This is a genomic window from Actinoplanes sp. CA-015351 (assembly GCF_050955685.1).
Taxonomy (GTDB): Bacteria; Actinomycetota; Actinomycetes; order Mycobacteriales; family Micromonosporaceae; genus Actinoplanes.
This window is the reverse complement of record NZ_CP192102.1, coordinates 7,062,730-7,082,584: the sequence shown is the minus strand read 5'-3', so window position 1 is coordinate 7,082,584 and position 19,855 is coordinate 7,062,730. Positions and strand designations below refer to the sequence as shown.

At 69.5% G+C, this 19,855-nt stretch carries 19 protein-coding genes; 15 read left to right on the top strand and 4 right to left on the bottom strand.

The features are described from left to right. Nucleotides 1-31 precede the first annotated feature (31 nt). The 14 genes from ACQP2E_RS32050 to ACQP2E_RS31985 all read left to right on the top strand — a co-directional run bounded on the left by ACQP2E_RS32050 (nucleotide 32) and on the right by ACQP2E_RS31985 (nucleotide 14,693). On the top strand, nucleotides 32-1,777 hold the full coding sequence (locus ACQP2E_RS32050) for an ATP-binding protein (protein WP_433826708.1): 1,746 nt from the start codon (nucleotides 32-34) through the stop codon (nucleotides 1,775-1,777). 19 nt (nucleotides 1,778-1,796) lie between these two features. Next, nucleotides 1,797-2,951 (top strand): exonuclease SbcCD subunit D, encoded by a 1,155-nt coding sequence (locus ACQP2E_RS32045; RefSeq protein ID WP_433826707.1) that lies wholly within the window; start codon nucleotides 1,797-1,799, stop codon nucleotides 2,949-2,951. Then, on the top strand, nucleotides 2,948-5,437 hold the full coding sequence (locus tag ACQP2E_RS32040) for an AAA family ATPase (RefSeq protein ID WP_433826706.1): 2,490 nt from the start codon (nucleotides 2,948-2,950) through the stop codon (nucleotides 5,435-5,437). Before ACQP2E_RS32045 ends, ACQP2E_RS32040 begins: the two co-directional genes overlap by 4 nt. Then, nucleotides 5,434-6,417 carry a hypothetical protein gene (locus ACQP2E_RS32035; RefSeq protein ID WP_433826705.1) on the top strand — a complete coding sequence of 328 codons (984 nt, stop codon included), beginning with the start codon at nucleotides 5,434-5,436 and terminating at the stop codon, nucleotides 6,415-6,417. The genes ACQP2E_RS32040 and ACQP2E_RS32035 overlap by 4 nt, the downstream gene beginning before the upstream one ends. 555 nt (nucleotides 6,418-6,972) lie before the next feature. Beyond that, nucleotides 6,973-7,656 carry a sigma-70 family RNA polymerase sigma factor gene (locus ACQP2E_RS32030; protein WP_111651549.1) on the top strand — a complete coding sequence of 228 codons (684 nt, stop codon included), beginning with the start codon at nucleotides 6,973-6,975 and terminating at the stop codon, nucleotides 7,654-7,656. Next, nucleotides 7,653-8,426: a hypothetical protein gene (locus ACQP2E_RS32025; protein WP_433826704.1), complete on the top strand. Its 774-nt coding sequence runs from the start codon at nucleotides 7,653-7,655 to the stop codon at nucleotides 8,424-8,426. The genes ACQP2E_RS32030 and ACQP2E_RS32025 overlap by 4 nt, the downstream gene beginning before the upstream one ends. Nucleotides 8,427-8,647: 221 nt before the next feature. Continuing rightward, nucleotides 8,648-9,361: a hypothetical protein gene (locus ACQP2E_RS32020; protein ID WP_433826703.1), complete on the top strand. Its 714-nt coding sequence runs from the start codon at nucleotides 8,648-8,650 to the stop codon at nucleotides 9,359-9,361. 22 nt (nucleotides 9,362-9,383) lie between these two features. Beyond that, a complete protein-coding gene (locus tag ACQP2E_RS32015; protein ID WP_433826702.1) occupies nucleotides 9,384-10,157 on the top strand; it encodes a DUF4142 domain-containing protein in 774 nt (257 codons plus the stop codon). A 40-nt stretch (nucleotides 10,158-10,197) separates the two neighbouring features. After that, entirely contained in the window at nucleotides 10,198-11,400 is a 1,203-nt protein-coding gene (locus tag ACQP2E_RS32010) for a Pecanex-like protein 1 (protein ID WP_433826701.1), read from the top strand. A 288-nt stretch (nucleotides 11,401-11,688) separates the two neighbouring features. Beyond that, complete coding sequence (locus tag ACQP2E_RS32005; protein WP_433834112.1) at nucleotides 11,689-12,573, top strand: DNA-3-methyladenine glycosylase family protein; 885 nt, start codon at nucleotides 11,689-11,691, stop codon at nucleotides 12,571-12,573. A gap of 49 nt (nucleotides 12,574-12,622) precedes the next feature. After that, nucleotides 12,623-13,195: a GAF domain-containing protein gene (locus ACQP2E_RS32000; RefSeq protein WP_433826700.1), complete on the top strand. Its 573-nt coding sequence runs from the start codon at nucleotides 12,623-12,625 to the stop codon at nucleotides 13,193-13,195. A 26-nt stretch (nucleotides 13,196-13,221) separates the two neighbouring features. Then, nucleotides 13,222-13,419 (top strand): hypothetical protein, encoded by a 198-nt coding sequence (locus tag ACQP2E_RS31995; protein WP_433826699.1) that lies wholly within the window; start codon nucleotides 13,222-13,224, stop codon nucleotides 13,417-13,419. A gap of 20 nt (nucleotides 13,420-13,439) precedes the next feature. Then, complete coding sequence (locus tag ACQP2E_RS31990; RefSeq protein WP_433826698.1) at nucleotides 13,440-14,351, top strand: diacylglycerol/lipid kinase family protein; 912 nt, start codon at nucleotides 13,440-13,442, stop codon at nucleotides 14,349-14,351. A 120-nt stretch (nucleotides 14,352-14,471) separates the two neighbouring features. Then, complete coding sequence (locus ACQP2E_RS31985) at nucleotides 14,472-14,693, top strand: hypothetical protein (RefSeq protein ID WP_433826697.1); 222 nt, start codon at nucleotides 14,472-14,474, stop codon at nucleotides 14,691-14,693. Here ACQP2E_RS31985 and ACQP2E_RS31980 read toward each other — a convergent pair. The 3 genes from ACQP2E_RS31980 to ACQP2E_RS31970 form a co-directional block, all read right to left on the bottom strand. Beyond that, entirely contained in the window at nucleotides 14,686-15,192 is a 507-nt protein-coding gene (locus tag ACQP2E_RS31980; protein ID WP_433826696.1) for a nucleotidyltransferase domain-containing protein, read from the bottom strand. The two genes, ACQP2E_RS31985 and ACQP2E_RS31980, sit on opposite strands and share 8 nt — an antisense overlap. Nucleotides 15,193-15,299: 107 nt before the next feature. Further along, nucleotides 15,300-16,766: a deoxyguanosinetriphosphate triphosphohydrolase family protein gene (locus ACQP2E_RS31975; protein ID WP_433826695.1), complete on the bottom strand. Its 1,467-nt coding sequence runs from the start codon at nucleotides 16,764-16,766 to the stop codon at nucleotides 15,300-15,302. 10 nt (nucleotides 16,767-16,776) lie between these two features. After that, nucleotides 16,777-17,295 (bottom strand): hypothetical protein, encoded by a 519-nt coding sequence (locus tag ACQP2E_RS31970; protein WP_433834111.1) that lies wholly within the window; start codon nucleotides 17,293-17,295, stop codon nucleotides 16,777-16,779. A 123-nt stretch (nucleotides 17,296-17,418) separates the two neighbouring features. On the opposite strand from ACQP2E_RS31970, the gene ACQP2E_RS31965 reads away from it, so the two are divergent. Then, nucleotides 17,419-18,522, top strand: coding sequence for an MBL fold metallo-hydrolase (locus tag ACQP2E_RS31965; protein ID WP_433826694.1), 1,104 nt, complete (start codon nucleotides 17,419-17,421; stop codon nucleotides 18,520-18,522). Nucleotides 18,523-19,128: 606 nt separating this feature from the next. Here ACQP2E_RS31965 and ACQP2E_RS31960 read toward each other — a convergent pair. Next, on the bottom strand, nucleotides 19,129-19,851 hold the full coding sequence (locus ACQP2E_RS31960; RefSeq protein WP_433826693.1) for an SDR family NAD(P)-dependent oxidoreductase: 723 nt from the start codon (nucleotides 19,849-19,851) through the stop codon (nucleotides 19,129-19,131). Nucleotides 19,852-19,855 lie beyond the last annotated feature (4 nt).

Here is a 19,855-nt window from a genome sequence, read left to right as displayed (position 1 = left end):
GAGGGGCATTTTGTCGTACACCTGAGGCACCATGATCCGGGTGTCAGACGAAATTTCCCCCGTCGGACGGGTTCTTGGCACCGCGGATGCCACCCCGTTGCAGTTCTGGACGGCCGTGTCCCCGGACAGTTACCTGCAGCTCGACGATGTCGTGGTCACCAAGCGTGAGTTGCCGGACCGCGAACCGGTCACGATCGCCGGGGTGGTGACCCAGGTCCGGGCGCGGCACGAGGGCGCCCAGTTCGACTCGGACGTCTTCGCCATCGCCGACGGCACGCTGCCGGCCATGGTTCAGGAAGCGGCCGAGATCACCACGACGCGGGTCGATCCGGAGTTCTACGTCCCGCCGGCTCCGGGCGCGGTGGTCCACCGGGCGACCGGCGAGGCGCGTGACGCCGCGCTGCACTTCGACCGGATGGAGCGGCGGGTTCCGATGGGCACCGGCCGGGACGGCGTCCCGGTCTTTCTCAACGCCGACTTCCTCGACGGCACCCGCGGCGCCCACGTGTCGATCTCCGGCATCTCCGGCGTCGCCACCAAGACCAGCTTCGCGACGTTCCTGCTCTACTCGGTGTTTCGCTCCGGGCAACTGGGCGCCGACGGCCCCAACGCGCGGGCGCTGATCTTCAACGTGAAGGGCGAGGACCTCCTCTTCCTCGACCATCCGAACACCAAGCTCGACGACAAGACCCGCGAGGCGTACGCGTTGCTCGGCCTGCCCGCCGCGCCGTTCCCGGACGTCCGGGTCTACGCGCCGCCCCGCGCCGGTGACTCGTCGGGCGCGCCCGATGTGAGCAGCCGGCTCACCGGCGTCGACTCGTTCTACTGGACGCTCGCCGAGTTCTGCGAGAACAAACTCCTGCCGTACGTGTTCGCCGACGCCGACGACGAGCGCCAGCAGTACACGATGGTGGTCCACTCGGTCACCGCCCACCTGAACAGGTACGCGGTCCCGGCCGAGGGCGGGATCAGCATCGACGGCAAGCGGATCGGGTCCTACCAGGACCTGGTGGATCACATCGTCGAGCAGCTCACCGAGGACGAGACCCGGTCCACCTGGGCCGGCAGCGCGATCAACATGGGCACCGTCAACGCGTTCGCCCGTCGCCTGATCAACAGCAAGCGCGACCTGTCCCGGCTGATCCGCGGCGACCTGGCCTCGCGCCGGCCGCACCAGATCAAGACCGCGGCGAGCGCCCAGGTCACCGTCGTCGACCTGCACAACCTTCCGGACCGGGCGCAGCGTTTCGTGGTCGGCGTGACGCTGAAGACCGAGTTCGAGGAGAAGGAGAAATCCGGCACCGGCCGCCCGCTGCTCTTCGTCGTCCTCGACGAGCTCAACAAATACGCTCCGCGTGAGGGCTCCTCGCCGATCAAGGACGTGCTGCTCGACATCGCCGAGCGTGGCCGTTCACTCGGTGTGATCCTGATCGGCGCGCAGCAGACGGCGAGCGAGGTGGAGCGCCGGATCGTGACGAACTCGGCGATCCGGGTGGTCGGCCGCCTCGACCCGGCCGAGGCCTCCCGGCCGGAATACGGGTTCCTGCCCCCGGCCATGCGTCAGCGGGCGCTGCTGGCCCGCCCCGGCACCATGTTCGTGAACCAGCCGGACATTCCGGTCCCGCTCTGTGTCGAGTTCCCGTTCCCGGCCTGGGCGACCCGCAAGTCGGAGTCCGGGCCGCCACCCGCCGAGACGCTCCGCTCGATAGTCCAGGGCGCCGACCCGTTCGCCGTGGTCGGTAGCGGTGGCGGATCTGACGACGACATCCCGTTCTAAACCGTTCTAAGGTTCTGCGATGCGCATCCTGCACACCTCCGATTGGCACGTCGGCAAGGTCCTCAAGGGCCGAAACCGGCAGGACGAGCACATCCGGGTCCTGGCCCAGGTGGTCGAGATCGCCCAGGCGGAGCGGCCCGACCTGGTGATCGTGGCGGGTGACCTCTACGACACCGCGGCGCCGACGGCCGACGCGACCCGCCTGGTCACCCGGGCGCTGTCCGCGTTGCGCAAGACCGGCGCGCGGGTGGTGGCGATCGGCGGCAACCACGACAACGGCGCCGCGCTGGACGCGCTGCGCCCGTGGGCCGACGCGGCGGGGATCGAGTTGCGGGGCTCGTACCCCAAAAATGATCTTAAAGATCTTCTGATCGAAGGCACGACCGCGACTGGTGAGCGATGGCGGCTCGTGGCGATGCCGTTCCTGTCCCAGCGCTACGCGATCCGTGCCGCCGAGATGTACGAGTTGTCCGCCGCCGAGGCCAACCAGACGTACGCCGATCTGGTGGCCCGGCTGATCGCGAAGCTGAGCGAGCCGTTCGCCGAGACCGGCGTGGTGAACCTTCTCACCGCGCACCTCACGATCGTCGGCGCGAGCACCGGCGGTGGCGAGCGCGAGGCGCACACCATCATGGGTTACGCGGTGCCCGCCACGGTCTTCCCGCCGAACGCGCACTACGTCGCCCTCGGCCATCTGCACCGCACCCAGCAGATCATCTCGCCGTGCCCCACCCGGTACAGCGGCAGCCCGCTCGCCGTCGACTTCGGCGAGGAGGAGAACGTCTGCTCGGTCGCGATCGTGGACGTCTCCGCCGATCAGGCCGCCCGGGTCCGGGACGTGCCGGTGACCTCGGCGCTGACCTTGCGTACCGTGCGCGGCACCCTCGAGCAGCTGAAAACGGTGAACCTTCCGGATGCCTGGCTGCGTGTCCTGATCCGGGAGACGCCCCGGCCGGGTCTCCGCGAGGACGTGCAGGAGCTCCTGCCGAACGCGCTGGAGGTGCGCATCGACCCGGACATGCTGCCGGACAGATCAGGAAAGCGGTCGGCGGAACGCGCCGGCCGTTCGCCGCGCGAGCTCTTCGGTGACTATCTGGACAGTCGCGGCAACGCCGAGGACGGCGTCCGCGAGCTCTTCGACGAGCTCTACGACGAGGTGAGCAGCAACCAATGAGGCCACTGAGGCTCGACATGGCCGGCTTCACGGTCTTCCGCGACCCGACCACCGTGGACTTCACCGACGCCGACTACTTCGCCCTGGTCGGCCCGACCGGCTCGGGCAAGTCGACGGTGCTCGACGCGATCTGCTTCGCCCTGTACGGCCAGGTCCCCCGGTGGGGCGGCACCCGGGGGATCGGCAACGCCCTCGCGCCGTCCGCGGCCGAGGCCCGGGTGCGGCTCTGCTTCGAGTCGGCCGGTGATCGTTACGTGGCGACCCGGGTGGTCCGCCGCGACGGCCGGGGCAACGTGAAGACGGCCGGCGCCGGCCTGCAGCTGATGCCGCCCGGCTTCGACGTGACCAAGCTGGATACCGGCATGGACCTGGAGGACCTCGGTGAGGCCCTGGCCGGCACCCCGGCCGAGATGGACCGGGCCGTGCTGGACGCGGTCGGCCTGCCGTACGAGCAGTTCACCAGCTGTGTGGTGCTGCCGCAGGGTCAGTTCGCCGATTTCCTGCACGCCAAGCCGGCCACCCGCCAGCAGATCCTGGTCAACCTGCTCGGGCTGCACGTCTACGAGGAGGTGCAGCTCAAGGCGTCGGAGCGGGGCAAGGCCGCGGAGGCCAAGCTCTCCGTCGTGGAGCAGCAGCTCGGCCAGCTGACCGACGCCACCGACGAGGCGGTCGGCGCGGCCGCCGAGCGGCTGGAACGGATCCGGGAACTCACCCGCGCGGTGGAGGCCGCCGTTCCGGGGCTGCGCGCTGCCCGTGAGGCGGAGAAGACCGCCATCGCGACGCGGGACACGATCGACTCCGAGCTGACGGCGCTGTCGTCCGTGCGTACCCCGGCCGGGCTGGACGAGGCGACGGGGGCGACCACCGCTGCTCGTGCCGCCGCCGAGCAGGCGGCGAAAGAGGTGCACGCGGCCGAGGAGGCCGAGGAGAAGATCCGCGGCGAGCTTGCCGCGGCCGGTGACGCCGGGACGCTGCGGCTGATGCTGGACCGGCACACCGAGCTGGAGCGGCTGGTCGAGCAGGAGGACTGGTTCGCCGGCAAGGTGTCGGTCGCCGAGGTGGAGTACCGCGACACGCGGGCCGCCGCCGAGCTGGCCCAGGCCGAGAACCTCGGCGCGCAGCAGCTGCTGGAGCAGGCCCGGCAGGACTACCGGGACGCCCAGCAGCTCGACCGGGCCGCCGCCCTGCGCGGTCATCTGCAGGCCGGGCACGACTGCCCGGTCTGCGAGCAGCCGGTCACCGTGGTCCCGGAGGTGCCGAAAGAGTCAGCGGTCCGGCTCGCCGAGGCGGCCGGCAACGCGGCGCGTGAGGCTGCCGAGTCGGCGGCGACCCGCTGGCGGGAACGCGACGCGGTGGCCCGCAACGTGGAGAGCGACCTGGAGCGCAAGCGCGGCCAGTACGAGCATCACCGCTCCCGGCTGGCCGAGGTGCGCGCCGCGGTCTCCGGGCTGCCCGACATCGACGCGGTCCGTGCCCGGCTGGCCGATCTCGGCGAGCTGCAGCGCAAGCTGGAGGACGCGGCCACGGCGGTCCGCGCGGCCCGCGAGGCGCACCGCAAGGCGCAGGCCGCGGTTCGTGCCGCCGAGGAGCAGCAGCGGGCGGCGTGGCGCACGTTCGACGCGGTCCGAGACGGCCTGGCCCGGTTCGTGCCGCCGCCGGCCGACCGGGACGACCTCGCCGGCGCGTGGCAGGCCCTGGTCGGGTGGGCACGCGGGGAGCACGAGGCCCGGCTGACAGCGCGGGCCGAGGCGGACACCGCCGTCGGCGCCGCGCACGTCACGACGGTCCGGGCGCACGGCGCGATCGTCGACCTCTTCACCGAGGCGGACCTCACGGTGTCCTCGGTGGACGCGGAGTCCGGGCTGATCCGGGCCGCCGCGGTGGCCGCCGAGCGGGCCGAGGCGGCCTGGCAGCGGCTGGCCGAGCGCCGGCAGCAGGCAAACGACGCGGCGGAGCAGCGCAACGCGCTGCAGCAGCAGAGCCGGGTGTCGAAATCGCTGGCCGGCCACCTGCGGGCGAACAACTTCGAGCGCTGGCTGCTGGAGGAGGCGCTGGACCTGCTTGTCGACGGCGCGTCCGGGATCCTGCGTGAGCTGACCAACGGGCAGTACGAACTGATGCACGACAAGGGCGAGTTCTTCGTGGTCGACCACCACGACGCGGGGCTCAAGCGCGGCGTGCGGACCCTCTCCGGCGGTGAGACGTTCCAGGCGTCGCTGGCTCTGGCGCTGGCCCTCTCCGAGCAGCTGGCCGGGATGAGCACGACCGCGGCCAGCCTGGAGTCGATCGTGCTGGACGAGGGTTTCGGCACGCTGGACGCGGCAACCCTGGACGTGGTGGCGGCCACGCTGGAAAACCTGGCCGCTCGCGGCGATCGGATGGTCGGTCTGGTCACCCACGTGCAGTCGCTGGCCGAGCGGATCCCGGTCAGGTTCGAGGTGCACAAGGACGCGCGGACCGCGCACGTCGAGAGGGTCGGCCTGTGACCAGCATGTTCGTGGACGCGTGGGATCCGTCGTACGGCGCTTCGTACGAGGGTGGCGAGGGCGGCGGTGACGGCCCGGCGTCGTCCAGCTCGCAGCAGGTGGACGTGGACGTCGAGGTGCCGGCCGCCGAGTGGGCGCCGATCGACGTCTCCTCCTCGGTCCGCGCGCCCGACGTCGTCTTCCTGGTCGACGGGGTCCGCCGCAACGACGCGGGCCTGTGGACGGCCGAGGAGGACGGCACGTCGTACGCGGGCCTGGCCGCCTCGTACGCGGCTGGGGTGGTCCGCTGTGACCTCGCCCGCGGTGTCGCCGAGATGGCCGGCGCCCGAGTGGCGCGAGGCCTGTTCACCGCCAGCCCGACGGTCGGCGATCTGCTGGCCGGCACCGTGAAATACGAAGTGCACCGGGTCAGCGGCACGGGGGAGGCGAGCAAGCTGCCGGCCGCCGTGCAACCGCCGCTTACCGCCCTGGAGATCGAGATCTCGGCGGCGGCCCGGGACGGCGGCTCGGACGGGGCCGACCTGCTGATCGTCGACGGACCGCTCCGCAGCCGGCGTCAGCTGCCGCGCACGATCGGGTACATCAAGACTCAGCAGAAGCAATATCTCCCGGCCGCGCAGCAGGCGATCGTGCCACGGCTGCGGCCGGCCCAGCGGACGCCGGTCTTCAAGATCGAGACGGTCTGGGGCGGCTGGTCCTGGTACCTGCGCCTGCCCGGCTCGTCCGGTGCGCCGTGGTCCGGCGTGGTGCGGGTGGAGTGTTCGCCGGAGCTCAGCCCCGATCAGGCGATCGAGCTGGCCGACCTGTCCGGGGTGACGCTGCCGAGGCTTGCCTCGTCGGCGTACAAGGACCCGCGCGCGCCGCAGAATCTGGTGCCGATCGCCGGTCTGGAGCGGCGGCTGCGCGGGATGCTGGGTGACGCGCGGGTGCTGCATCGGGTGCTGGCGCGCGAGACCGCGCGGAGCCGTCTCACTAGTTGATCTTCCATCCCGGCCCGTGAGACCTGATGTGAGATCCCCCGCAGGGTGATGGGAACTTCCTTTCCAGAACGCGCGAAGTCGGGCACCGGGAGCTGATCCAGGGTGATCGATAAAAGAGCGCTAAGGCGTCCGAGCAGCGCCATCGGTTATTGGGAGCGCTCCCGGCGACCGGGTGCGGTAAAAGGTCCGACCGGCATTCCGGGGTCACCCGAACGGTTCTCGGACCCCACCTTTCACCACTTGTTACGCAGTCTCGTCAACCCTACGAAATCGTAGGTTCACGCTGTGAGATCGCGCTCTCCCGCTTAGGGGAGAATTATTCTCAGGACCATGTCTACGGTCGGTTGTCACTGAGTATCATTCCGCCTTACCTGGCGCTCGAATCGTCGTAGATCAATACGGAGGGTGATCTCCGACCGGTGCGCCTCTCGTTCACGATCGCAGCGGAGGACCGTTGAGACCGAGTGTCCCGGAAAATCTCGCGCCGGCATTGATCCCGGCAGCCCTTCCCAGCCGTACTTCAGGCGACGGGGAAAGGTCCGGGCGGAGGTATCGATGCATGCGGTGGCCGAGGATCGGCTCGCGCCGGAGAGGGTGCGTGTGATGGCACGGCAACACTCCGGTGGTAGGTGGCAAGCTCTCGATGGCGGCAACCACTCACGCGACGAGGGCACAGTGATCCCGCGGCAGACGCCGCGGCACGAGGCCGCTCCGAGCAGCAGTCCCAGCCACGAGGACACGCTGGTCAAGATGCTCTACGAAGAGCATGCGGGACCATTGCTGATGTTCGTGCTGCGGCTGACCGGCGGTGACCGGCAGCGCGCGGAGGACATCGTGCAGGAAACCCTGCTGCGAGCCTGGCGCAACGCGCACCGGCTCGGGGCACAGGGCCAGCAGTCACTGCGGCCGTGGCTCGTCACGGTCGCCCGCCGCATCGCCATCGACGAGCACCGCAGCGCCAACGCGCGCCCCGCGGAGACGTACGATCGGGAGCTGGAGAGCTTCCCGACCACGTCCGACGAGACCGACAAGGTCCTGCAATCGATGACGGTGTCGGACGCGCTCCGGCAGCTGAGCCACTCGCACCGGGAGATCCTGATCGAGACGTACTTCCGTGGACGAACCGTCCCCGAGGCAGCGGAGTCACTGAACCTCCCGCTCGGCACGGCCAAGTCGCGGGTCTACTACGCTCTTCGGGCCCTGCGGACGGCTCTGCAACAGCGGGGGGTGACCGAATGACACAGGAACAGCACTACGACGTCGCGTCGTACGCCTTGGGCGTGCTCGACGACCACGATGCCTCGCGGTTCGAGGACCATCTGATCGAATGCCCCCAGTGTGCGTTGGAGCTGGAGTCGTTCGTCCAGGTGGCGGACATTCTGTCGGAGGTCGACGCGGAAGCGCTGATCGCCGCCGAGCAGTCCGAGCGCGACGGCCAGGTGCTCAACAAGATGCTCCGCGAAGTGCGTACCGAGCGTCGCCGGGCGAACAGCCGCAGGCTCTACTCGCTGGCCGCCGCCGTCGTGGTCTTCGCGATGCTGGCGATCGGCGCGCTCTTCGCCGGCGGTCGCTGGCTGGGCAACGACGCGACCGCGCCGGAGACCGGGGCGCAGAGCTCCAGCAGCCAGCTCGACCCGCTGCCGAACTCGGACGGCGTCGGCCTCGGCGGCACCGAGCTGCCCGGTAAGACGTACAGCGGTGCGGACGCGCGGACCAACGTCGCGCTGGCGGTCGGCCTGGAGGAGAAGGACTGGGGTACCCAGGTCTCCTTCGCCGTCTCCAACATCACCGGCCCGAAGAAGTGCGGCCTGTACGCGGTGCGTACCGACGGCACGGCCGAGCTGCTCGCCACCTGGGACATCGGCGACAAGGGCTGGGGCACCGCTGCCAACCCGGCACCGCTGCTGCTTCAGGCCGTCACCGGCACCGCCCGTGAGGACATCGCCCACCTCCAGGTGCAGGAGATCACGGCGAACGGTCCGGGGGACGCGCTGGTTCGCGTTCCGTAACCGTACGAACACTAAAAGGCTCGGCTGCTTCGGCGGCCGGGCCTTTTTCACGTATGGGTCATGTCTTTACGTATGCCGCAGGTGGATGGTTCAAAGGAAATTTCTCCAAACTGATCGACCCGAATGTTCAACCGACTTCACACGGTCTCCGTACTACTGGCCGGAAATGGCAACGCCATTAATCAGCTGGAGGACCTGTGGTACCGGAGAAGCGGAAGTTGATGGTTCTCGGCGCGGCACTCGCGGCGATCGTCGCGTTGCCTGGTTGCGCCCCGGCCGGATACGGCGAAAACACCGCGGCCGCCGACTACGGGAACGCCGCTGAGCCGGCGTCGAACGAGGTCGCTGCCACGCCCGGCGCGGCTGACGCGACGGCCGAGGCTGACCCTGACTCGACTGCCGAGGCCGACCCTGACTCGACCGAGGAGGCCGCACCGGCCGACGAGGCGAACACCCCGGAGATCAGCGAAGAGCTGACGACGACGCAGCTCACCGCCACCAAGGTGGCGAAGATGGGCGAGACCGTTCAGGACCAGGACGGCTTCGTCCTGTACCGCTTCGACAAGGACGAGGACGACCCGGCCAAGTCGAATTGCAACGGCGACTGCGCCGCGATCTGGCCGGCCGCGCTCACCAACGACGGCACGCCCTCGCTGGACGGCGTGGACGAGTCGCTGGTCGGCACGGTCACCCGGGCGGACGGCACCAAGCAGCTGACCCTCAAGGGCTGGCCGCTCTACCGCTACATCGGCGACAAGAAGCCGGGTCAGTGGAAGGGCCAGAACGTCAGCGGCACCTGGTTCGTCATCACCCCCGAAGGCACCAAGAACCTGACCTGCCTTCCCAAGATCTCGAAGCCGGTCGCGCCGCCCGCCGCGGAGGACGCGGAGTCCTCGGACGAGGCGTCGGACACCGGCAGCGACTACAGCTACTGATCGAAGCTGGGAGGAGAGAGAGATGAAGACCCGCCGTATTCCCCGATGGCTGGTCGGCACCCTGGCCCTCTCCCTGGCGTTCCTATTGACGCCGGCTGGGCCCGCACACGCCGATGACGCAGTCCCGATCCCCCCGAACACCGGGCTCACCGACAAGGGGGCCGGTACGGTCAGCGCCGCTGATCGGGACTTCGTGATCAAGGTCCGGCTCGCCGGCCTCTGGGAGGTTCCCGCAGGGAACATGGCCCAGGAGAAGTCCGAGAACCCGACGGTCGTCAAGATTGGCAAGGCGATCGCCGAGCAGCACGTCTCGCTCGACAACCTGGACCGCGCGGCAGCGAAGAGGCTGGGTATCAGCCTTCCGGGCCAGCCCAACGGTGACCAGCAGGTCTGGCTGAACGAGATGCGGAACGCGGCCACCCCGGCCCAGTTCGACCAGATCTTCATCGATCGGCTCCGGGCCGCGCACGGGAAGATCTTCCCGGCGATCGCCTCGATCCGGGCCACCACGCGTAACGACACGGTCCGCAAGCTGGCACAGCAGACGAACCAGTTCGTGATGACGCACATGACCCTGCTGGAGAGCAGCGGCATCGTCGATTACTCGGCGCTGCCCACTGCGGCGGCCCCGGCGGCCGCGGGTCAGGGTCCGGTTCCGATCGACAACCAGATGCTGGTCGCAGCAACCGAGGGCGGGAGCATCCCGGGCCTCAGCAACACAGTCATCCTGCTCGTCCTCGCCGCCGCACTGGTGGTCGGGGTAATCACGACCATGCGCATCTTCCGGGCGCGCTAGGTCTTCGACTCGCCCACGGCGACCATGAAAGGTGTCACCCATGCGAAGGTCCAAGTACCGGCGCGCCAGTTCCCCGACGTGGTTCAGCGGTCGGCGCCGCATCATCGCCGTCGCCGCCACGCTTGTCGCGTTCGGCGGCATCGTGACCGTCACCCAGGTCTCGAACGCCAGCACCGACAAGACCACCAAGCGGGCCCTTGCCGCCTGTGACGACCTGGCGGCCCCCAACAAGGTCGGCCTCTCCACCGAGACTCGGCAGGGCACGTACACCACGAACAACGGCAAGGTCACCCAGCACGCCGACGACGGCGCCGGTGACGTGGCCACCGCGGCTGAGGTCCGCGCCCGATGCCGTACCTGGGTGATGAACAACGTCGCCAACCAGGAGGGCACCACGGAGGCGACCACCCAGGCCCGCCGCCGCGGGAACGGCAACAACAACGGTGGCGGCAACAACAACGGTGGCAACAACAACGGCGGTAACAACGGTGGCGGCAACGCCAGCGCCGCGCCGTCCGAGGAAGCCTCCGCGCCGGCTGAGGAAGAGACCTCCGCGCCTCCCGCCGGCGAGGAGACCTCCGCGCCGCCGGCCGAGGAGGAGCAGCCCCCGGCCGAGGAGCAGCCGCCGGCCGAGGAGGAAGAGGAGACCGAGGCCCCCGCACCGGCTCCCACCGCCACGACCCCGCCGCCCGGCGCCGGTCTCGGCATCCTCACCAACAGCTGCGACACCTCCAACCTGGAGGCGCACGACGGCTTCCAGCGTGGTGACCGCTGCGTCTCCACCGAGTTCGGTGAGGTCGGCGCGGCCGCCAACAACCCCACGCTGCTGATCACCCAGGCGCCTCGCCAGGTCAACGTGAACACCCCGTTCACGCTGCAGATCAGCACCCGGAACCTGATCCGTGACCGCTTCCTCGCGGCCGGCCAGGGTGGGTACTACGTGGAGAGCAGCGTTCTGCAGAACGGCCTGGTCCGTGGCCACTTCCACACCGCGTGCCGGATCCTTGCGAGCACCAACCAGGCGCCCGCCCCGGAGCCGGTCCCGGCGTTCTTCGTCGCGACCGAGGACCGTCAGGGCAGCGCCACGCCGGACACCGTGACCATCCAGGTCCCGGGTCTGCCCGAGGCGGGTACGTTCCAGTGCTCCTCGTGGGCCGGTGACGGTTCGCACCGTACGCCGATGATGGAACGCGCCAACCAGACCCCCGCCTTCGACTCGGTGCGGATCCGCGTTCGCGGCTGACCGTACGACCACCTGAACGCGGAGCACACCGCCGCACGGCTGCGCCGGACCGGATTTCGGTCCGGGACCCCCCTCCGGCGCAGCCGGCCGTCCTCTCCCCTGCTGGACGGATGAACGCGACGGGCCGACCGGCCACCACCGGGAGGCACTCCGCATTGGGTGACCGGACCTTTCTCGGGTGTCCGGTTCACCGCCCGATGGCCCTGACCCCGGAGCAAGGTCAGGGCCATCGGCCTGCCCATTTACCGGCGCTGGTGAGATAGTTGCCCGGTGACCGTGAGCCGCCGGATGACGCCGCCGGAGCGTTATGCCTTCGGCACCTCGGTGCGGCCGCTGCTGGTGCCGAAACATGACCCCTGCGGGATGCTGCGGGACGGCGAGTTCTGGTTGTCCGTGCGTACCCCGGAAGGGCCGGCGGTGTTGCACCTGGCTCGCGCCGCGGGGGATTTGATCGCGACCGGCCATGGGCCGGGAGCGACGTGGGTCGTCGACCGCGCCGACGCGATCGCGGGGCTGCGCGACGACCTCACCGGATTCGACGAGATGGCCGCCGGAAATCCGCTGGTGAGCAGGCTCGCGAAGACCTTTTCCGGTGTGCGGCTGCCGGCTACCGGGCAGATCTTCCCGCGGTTGCTGCGGGCGATCCTGGAGCAGAAGGTCACCGGGAAAGAGGCGCACCGGTCATACCGGGCGATCTGCCGGTATTTCGGTGAGCCGGCACCCGGCCCGGTCGATCTCGTGCTCCCGCCTGATCCCGCCGCGATCGCGGCCTCGGCCTACTGGGTCTTCCATCCGTTCGGCGTCGAGCAGCGACGCACCCAGGCACTGCTGCGCGCCGCCGCGGTCGCCGCCCGGCTCGACCGCTGCGTGGACTCGGCCGAGGCGACCACCCGGATGACCGCGCTGCCCGGCATCGGCCGGTGGACCGCGGCCGAGGTGGTGCGGTACGCGTTCGGCGACCCGGACGCGGTCAGCGTCGGCGACTTCCACATCCCGAACACGGTGGCCTGGGCGCTGGCCGGTGAGGCGCGAGGTACCGACGAGCGGATGCTGGAGTTGCTGGAACCGTTCCGCGGCCATCGGGGCCGGGTCTGCGACCTTTTCGCCCTCGGTGGGATCGGTGCGCCGAAATTTGGCCCCCGGATGCCAGTGCGGTCGTTCGCCCGATTCTGACTGACTTCTTGTGCGACGTTCAGCCTGCTGAGGACATAGGCTGGCGTCCATGACAGCGTCGTCTCACGCCTACGAATATCTGGACAACGTCGGCCCCCAGCACAACGAGGAGGCCCGGCTCGCGGCGGTGCGCCGTTATCGCATGGTGGACCAGCCGGTCGAGGACGCGTACGACCGGATCGCCTTCGTGGCCGGCGCCATCTTCGAGACGCCGATCGCGACGGTTTCCCTGGTCGAGCAGGACCGGGTCTGGCTGGCCGCGTGCCAGGGCCTGGCCGGTGTCCGTGAGGTCGGCAAGGAACCCGGGCTGTGCGCCTCGGTGATCGCCCAGGACGACGTCTACGTGATCAACAACGCGGCCGTCGATCCACGCACGCTGGATCACCCGCTGGTCCGGGGCGAGCTGGGCCTGCGCTTCTACGCCGCCGCGCCGATCCGCACCCACGACGGTTACCGGCTCGGCACGGTCAACGTGATCGACAGCCGGCCACGGGACGCCAACACGCGTCAGCTCAAGGCTCTGGAACACCTGGCCTCGATCGTCGCCGACGAGCTTGAGCTGCGGCTCATGGTGATCCGCAGCGCGGCCGCTGAACAGCGGATGCGCGACACCGTGAACTGATCTTCAAATGTGGGTACTAGGTGGGCATGATCTGGAACTTTGCCCGCAAAATTATCCTGACCGCCATTCTCGTCCCCCTCGGCGCGGCCGGCGCCCGCAAGCTCAGTGACACCATCGAGCGGCGTCGTGGTGCCAGCCGGGGCACCCGTCTCCTGCGCCAGGGCGCGGACACGTTGCAGAACACGTTCGGCCGTAAGAAGCGCAGCCGTTTCGGATTCCGCTGATTCTGGGTAACGGCGGCGATATGCGTACCCCCCGCAGAATCGCCGTCGTTGCTCACCAGCGGAAGACCCTCGGAGGAGGGCTCGACGAACTCCGCCGATGCATCACCGGCAAGGGCGTCGACGAGCTGCTCTGGTTCGAAGTGCCGAAAAGCCGCAAGGCGCCCAAGCAGGTTCGCAAGGCGATCAAGGCCGATGTGGACCTGCTTGTCGTCTGGGGCGGTGACGGTATGGTCCAGCGCGCGCTCGACACCCTTGCGGCCACCAAGGGTGGCAGCAAGATCCCGGTAGCGATCATGCCGGCCGGAACCGGAAATCTCTTCGCCGGAAATGTTGGCATTCCCACGGACCTCTCCAAAGCTGTCGACATCGCCTTCACCGGTGAGCGGCGCCGCTTTGATCTGGGGCTGCTGGAGGGCGAACACTTCGCCGTGATGGCCGGCGTCGGCTTCGACGGCGCGATGATCAAGGACGCCGACGGGGCTTTGAAGGACCGGTTCGGCAAGCTCGCGTACGTCTGGACCGGCATCCGTCACGTCAACGGCGAAGCGCCCCGGGCGAAGATCAAGGTGGACGGTGTCGACTGGTTCGACGACGAGGCCAGCTGCGTGCTGATCGGCAACGTCGGCACGATCACCGGCGGCATCGAGGCCTTCGACGGCGCCTCCCCGGAGGACGGCTGGCTCGACGTCGGTGTCGCGACGGCTCAGGGCGCGCTGCAGTGGGCGCGGGCACTCGGCACGATGGCGGTCGGCCGCTCGGACAACTCGCCGTTCGTGCGGACCACCCGGGCGCGCCGGATCGACGTGAAGCTGAAGTCGCCGCTCGAATACGAGCTCGACGGCGGCGCCCGGGCCAAGACCCGCAAATTCACCGCGTCGGTGGTGCCTGGTGCGGTCACCATCTGCGTTCCGGCCGCGGAAAGTGACCGATAGGCGACAGATAGGTTCGTATCCTTCTGTACTCCGGCGTTTCCTTCATGTCGGTATATCCCCTGGATTGTTCCGGTGGCGAAGCCCAAACTGGCTGTCACCGCACAATCCAGGGGGTTTCTGATGTCGTACGTGAGCGTGGCGCTGACCGCCGGCGGGTTGCTGGTCGTCGCGTACCGGATGGGTCGTGTGCACGCGGCCTGGCACGAGGTGCACGCCGCCAAACACGGTGTTCGCCAGAATCGCCGGGAGGCGTGGGCGCACACCGTTCGATTAGCCGCCGGCATAGCCGTGACGCTGATGGGTCTGCTGGTCGCGGGCTTCCAGCTCGCGGCTCTCAGGTGAAGGACTCCGGGAGCGGGATTCCGAATCGCGCGCAGAGCAGCGGCACGTCATGGCGATCGGCGGCGCGCACCGGGTAACCGGTATGCCGGCGGACCGCCCACTCCGGATCCTCACATCGCACCGGCCGATCCGCGATCACACCACGCCCGGCCAGCGCCGATGCCGGGAACGTCAGGCCGTCCACGGCCGAGCCGAAGTGCAGCTGACCATCGGCGAGATGCTCGTAGAGATGCAGATCGACGCGGGTCGAGCCGCCGTCGTGGAGTACGAAGTTCCACGGCCGGTCGCCGGGCCTGGGATAAACCCGGTCTAGGCCGCGCCCGGCGAACGCCCGGAACGCCCACTCCAGATGCGCCGCCGGCAGCCAGAGGTCGAGATTCGAGTGCTCGCGGGTCTGCTCCTCCAGGAGAGCGTCCACACTCCAGCCGCCGCTGAGGCAGACGTCGACCTGGTGGGCGTCGAGCGCTTCGAGCAGATCTGTCACCTGCACGGCCGTCATGACGTGCCGCCCCGCCATCCGGCCTCCAGAATCGCGATCAAGCGCTCAGGAGATCGCACGCCACCCAAGCCGGGCCATCCGCTTTTCGGTCACTCGGCTCACGAAGATCAGAGCACGAACGCGTCCGTCCACAACTGGCGGGAGCGGCCCGACAACGCCTCCATGAGGCCCACCGCCTGGCTGTCGGTGAGGCCGGCCACGAAGTCGATGACGGCTCGGCCCCGGGCGCGGCTGAGGCGTTCCGGTGTGCCGATCGGTAGCTCGGCCTCGGCCAGCTCGACGAGGTCGCGGAGCCGGCGGGGGAGGCGCTGCTCCTCCTCGGGGTCGGTGAGCCAGGCCAGCAGCGCCTCGACCAGCGATGCCAGCAGGCGGGCCTGGCCGCGCTGGTGCAGGGCCAGGTCGGGGCGTTCCAGGACGAAGCGGTTCTGCACGAACTTGAGGACCTGCACCTCGTGCCACTGGGCGCGGGACAGCTGCACGTGACCGCTTCTGATCGCGGGCTGGCCGATCAGCTCGATGGAGTCGACGAGGCGGCGGGTCCAGTTCGCGGAGAAGGCGGCGACCCGGGACTCGGCCTCGATCGATCCGTCGAACGGGCGGGCCAGCAGCCCGTCGACCAGCTCGGCGCGGACCAGCTCGACGGCTCCGGCGAAGGCGTCGTCGTCGGCGATCCAGCTGTCCTTGCGGTGCAGCTGGCGGCGCAGCGACTCGATGGCGCCGCCGGCCCGGTTCAGATCGGTCTCGGCGCCCCAGCGCTGCCAGGCCATCAGTTCGGTGGCCACGGCACCCTGCTGGAGTACGCCGACCCGATGCACGTCCTCAAGATCGTGGATGGCGTACGCGATGTCGTCCGCCGTGTCCATCACCGACGCCTCGACGGTCTGCTGCCAGTCGGCGACCCGCCCGGTGAAGGGCGCCCGCGCGGCCCTCATATCGGAAATTTCCGTGGAATACGCTCCGAACTTCAGCGACCCACCCTCCGGATCGTCCGGAACCACGGCGGCTCCACGCGGCGCCGGATCCATGAAACGCGGGTGCGGATCGGGGTGCTCGCGCCGGGTCCACGGATATTTCAGGATCGCGGCCCGGACGGCGTTCGTCAGGTTCAGCCCGATCGTCGCCTGCCCCCGGACCTCGGTGCTCGTCACTATCCGGTACGACTGAGCGTTGCCCTCGAAGCCGTCCTGAAGCCGCAGCCGCTGCCGGGCGAGCCGATCGAGCACGCGCTCACCGAGGTGCCCGAACGGCGGGTGCCCGAGATCGTGCGCCAGGGCGGCGGCCTCGACCACGTCCGGGTCGCAGCCGCCGAGCTTGTCGGTCAGGTCCGGGTGTGCGGCCTGAACCCGCTCGGCGATGGCCCGGCCCACCTGTGCCACCTTGAGGCTGTGGGTGAGCCGGTTGTGCACCAGCAGGCCCGCCCCGCCCGGACTGATCACCTGGGTGACGCCGGCGAGGCGGGCTAGGAACGGCGAGCTGACGATCCGGTCCCGGTCCACCCGGAAGGGGTTCGACGCGAGGTCGCCGGGGGCGACGAGGCTGTCGCCGAAGAGGCGGTGAGCACGGGGATCGTCCATCCGGTGCAGGTTACCGGGACTGCAGAGCGTCCAGTGCGACGGCCATCGCCGCGATCAGGCGACGGTCCAGGTTCGGGTCGGCGATCGTCACGTGGAAGCGGTCGCGCAGGCCCCACTTGCGCACCACCGAGAACGCCGGGCGTCCGCCGATGGTGAAGTCGAAGTGGTACGGCAGCCAGGAGAGCGAGTCCACGAAACGGCGCAGGATCGCCACGAACATGCTGCGTTCCTGGCCGGTCATCTCGCCGTACCCGGGCTGCTCCAGCACCCAGGTGGACCGCAGCAGCGACGCGCCGAAGCTCTTCTTGAACAGGCCGATCGGCTGCCCGGCCGCGTCCGTCACGTCGTAGGTCGCGCCCAGGTCGATCCGCTGCCGCGCCTTGAAGCCGAGCAGCGGCTGCTGTTTGGTGTCGTCGGTGTAGAGGGTCACCTGCTCCTTGAACGCGAGCCGTTTCTGCTGGGCGAACGCCAGCAGGCCGGACTCCTGGCCGTCCGGGGAGGAGGCGTGGATCTCGTACTGGTTGACCATGAGTCGGATCCGCTGGCGGACGATGAGTTGCTGCTGGGACTGAAGGGTGTCGAGCGTCACGGCGTGAGTGTTTCATGGTGAACGTGGTGGTCGCGCACGGCCGTGGACCGTCAGACTGGTCACATGGCGAAGCGAACGCGTACCCGTACCGTGATGGCTCTGGCCCTGGGCGCCGCGGCGGTCTGGGCCGCCCGCGACCTCCCCGCCCAGCTCGGCGCCCGGGCGGGCGGCTCCCGGCGTACCCGGGTCGAGTCGTCCCCGCAGTACTCCGGCGGCAAGTTCCGCAATACCGTTCCGGCGACGATGCTCACCGCCACGTCGATGCCCAAGGTTTTCGCGGCCACCCTGACCGGCCGGGAGGCACGCCACCCGCACCAGCCGATCCCGGTGGTCGAGCCGGCGCCCGGCCTGGACGCCTCCGGGCTGCACGTGACCTGGTACGGCCACTCGTCCGCGCTCGTTGAGATCGAGGGCCGGCGGATCCTGCTCGACCCGGTCTGGAGCGACCGCTGCTCCCCGTCCCGCCTCACCGGCCCGCGCCGGCTCCACGAGCCGCCGCTGCCGCTGCGTGAGCTGCCGCCACTCGACGCCGTGGTGATCTCCCACGATCACTACGACCACCTCGACATGGTGACCATCCAGAACCTGGTGGACCTGCAGGCCGCGCCGTTCCTGGTGCCGCTCGGCGTCGGCGCCCACCTGGAGAAATGGGGCGTTCCGGAGACCCGCATCATCGAACTCGACTGGAACGAGAAAGCCAAGGTCAACGGCATTGAGCTGGTCGCGACGCCGGCCCGGCACTTCTCCGGCCGCGGCTTCACCCGCGACGAGACCCTCTGGGCAAGCTGGGTGATCAACGGCCCGACTCGCAAGGTGTTCTATTCGGGCGACACCGGATATTTCCCGGGTTTCGCTGACATCGGCGCCGAATACGGCCCGTTCGACGCGACCCTGGTGCAGGTGGGTGCCTACGGCGACGCCTGGCCCGACATCCACATGCTCCCGGAGGACGGCGTCGCCATGCACGTCGACGTCCGCGGCGGCCTGATGATCCCGGTCCACTGGGCGACGTTCAATCTCGCCCTGCACGACTGGGCCGAACCCGCCGACCGCACCTGGTCCGAGGCCAAGGCCCGCGACGTCCGGCTCGCGATCCCCCGCCCCGGCGAGCGCATCGACGTCGACAACCCCCCGCCGGTCGATGGCTGGTGGCAGCAGATCGCTTAGATCCATTTCGCAGCGGGGCGGTGGGTCCAGACCGCTGCTCCCGCCGAGGGCCCGGCGCGGGTCGCTACGCTCCCGCGCCGGGCGACCTGCGTAAATGGTTGCGCCCTTTTCCTGTCACCCCCGTGCGAACGCACAAGCACCCACACCCACCCGCCACCAGCAAAACAACCGCAACCACAAGCCGGTCCCGAGCGGCCCGGTCCCGAGCGGCCCGGCTTGTGCTTGCGGCAGTTTTCCAGGTGTGCGAGCGACCGCGAGCGCAAGCCGTGGTGGGCGCGGGGGCGAGCCGTACACCAGACATGTCATGAGGCTGCGATTACGTGTCTGGTGTACGGCACGCATCCAGCAGCCGTAGCTCAGACACCTCATACGTGCCCGATGACATGTCTGAGCTACGGCTCGCCCCGGCGGTCGGTTCGTCCCGGCGGTCGGTTCGTCCCGGCGGTCGGCTCGTCCCGGCGGACGGCTCGCCCCGGCGGACGGCTCGCCCGGCGGCCAGGTTCGTTCGCCCGGTGGGCCGACGGCAACGCGCCGTGAGCCTCCGCCGATGCGTGTCGAGTTGGGGTGCGGGTTGGAACTGAAGTCGACACGTAATCGGGTGGATGGTCAGACGAGCAGGCCGCCGGTGGCCCGGATGTTCTGGCCGGTCAGCCAGGCCGCATCCGGTGTCGTCAGGAATGCCACCACCGCCGCTATGTCGTCCGGGGTGCCCAGGCGGCCGAGGGCGGTGAGGCCGGCCGTCTGCGCCAGGGACTCCGGTGAGTTCGTGGTGTGCAGCAGGTCGGTGTCGGTCGCTCCCGGCGAGACGGTGTTCACCGTTATCGACCGGGGGCCCAGCTCGCGGGCCGCCACCGCGGTGAACTGTTCCAGCGCGGCCTTGCTGGCGCAGTACAGGGACAGGCCCGGCCCGGGGATCGCGGTGTTCAGGGTGGAGATGTTGACGATCCGGCCGGGGGAGCGCAGCAGCGGGATCGCCGCCTGGATGGCGAAGAGCGGGAACTTCGCGTTGATCGTCATGACCCGGTCGAAGGCGGCCGGGGTGAGGCTGTCGATCGGGCTCGGGTCGTTCACTCCGGCGTTGTTGATCAGGATGTCCAGGCCGTCCTTCACCGGAGTGAAGATGTCCGGCAGGGTGGACAGATCGGCCTGGTCGCAGCGGACCGCCTCGGCACCTGTCTCGGCCGCCAGGTCTGCGGCTGCCTGATCCGCCGAGTGGTAGGTGAACACGACCCGGGCGCCGTCCCGGGTCAGGCGCCGGACCACGGCACGGCCGATTCCGCGTGAGCCGCCGGTCACCAGGGCTGTCTTGCCGGTGAGGATGAGCGTCATGCGT

What these genes read in the sequence shown, in the direction of transcription:
- ACQP2E_RS32050 (WP_433826708.1), top strand. Translation starts at nt 32, where the DNA reads ATGATCCGGGTGTCAGACGAAATTTCCCCCGTCGGACGGGTTCTTGGC.
- ACQP2E_RS32045 (WP_433826707.1), top strand. Translation starts at nt 1,797, where the DNA reads ATGCGCATCCTGCACACCTCCGATTGGCACGTCGGCAAGGTCCTCAAG.
- ACQP2E_RS32040 (WP_433826706.1), top strand. Translation starts at nt 2,948, where the DNA reads ATGAGGCCACTGAGGCTCGACATGGCCGGCTTCACGGTCTTCCGCGAC.
- ACQP2E_RS32030 (WP_111651549.1), top strand. Translation starts at nt 6,973, where the DNA reads ATGCATGCGGTGGCCGAGGATCGGCTCGCGCCGGAGAGGGTGCGTGTG.
- ACQP2E_RS32025 (WP_433826704.1), top strand. Translation starts at nt 7,653, where the DNA reads ATGACACAGGAACAGCACTACGACGTCGCGTCGTACGCCTTGGGCGTG.
- ACQP2E_RS32020 (WP_433826703.1), top strand. Translation starts at nt 8,648, where the DNA reads ATGGTTCTCGGCGCGGCACTCGCGGCGATCGTCGCGTTGCCTGGTTGC.
- ACQP2E_RS32015 (WP_433826702.1), top strand. Translation starts at nt 9,384, where the DNA reads ATGAAGACCCGCCGTATTCCCCGATGGCTGGTCGGCACCCTGGCCCTC.
- ACQP2E_RS32010 (WP_433826701.1), top strand. Translation starts at nt 10,198, where the DNA reads ATGCGAAGGTCCAAGTACCGGCGCGCCAGTTCCCCGACGTGGTTCAGC.
- ACQP2E_RS32005 (WP_433834112.1), top strand. Translation starts at nt 11,689, where the DNA reads ATGACGCCGCCGGAGCGTTATGCCTTCGGCACCTCGGTGCGGCCGCTG.
- ACQP2E_RS32000 (WP_433826700.1), top strand. Translation starts at nt 12,623, where the DNA reads ATGACAGCGTCGTCTCACGCCTACGAATATCTGGACAACGTCGGCCCC.
- ACQP2E_RS31995 (WP_433826699.1), top strand. Translation starts at nt 13,222, where the DNA reads ATGATCTGGAACTTTGCCCGCAAAATTATCCTGACCGCCATTCTCGTC.
- ACQP2E_RS31990 (WP_433826698.1), top strand. Translation starts at nt 13,440, where the DNA reads ATGCGTACCCCCCGCAGAATCGCCGTCGTTGCTCACCAGCGGAAGACC.
- ACQP2E_RS31985 (WP_433826697.1), top strand. Translation starts at nt 14,472, where the DNA reads ATGTCGTACGTGAGCGTGGCGCTGACCGCCGGCGGGTTGCTGGTCGTC.
- ACQP2E_RS31980 (WP_433826696.1), bottom strand. Translation starts at nt 15,192, where the DNA reads ATGACGGCCGTGCAGGTGACAGATCTGCTCGAAGCGCTCGACGCCCAC.
- ACQP2E_RS31975 (WP_433826695.1), bottom strand. Translation starts at nt 16,766, where the DNA reads ATGGACGATCCCCGTGCTCACCGCCTCTTCGGCGACAGCCTCGTCGCC.
- ACQP2E_RS31970 (WP_433834111.1), bottom strand. Translation starts at nt 17,295, where the DNA reads ATGGTCAACCAGTACGAGATCCACGCCTCCTCCCCGGACGGCCAGGAG.
- ACQP2E_RS31965 (WP_433826694.1), top strand. Translation starts at nt 17,419, where the DNA reads ATGGCGAAGCGAACGCGTACCCGTACCGTGATGGCTCTGGCCCTGGGC.
- ACQP2E_RS31960 (WP_433826693.1), bottom strand. Translation starts at nt 19,851, where the DNA reads ATGACGCTCATCCTCACCGGCAAGACAGCCCTGGTGACCGGCGGCTCA.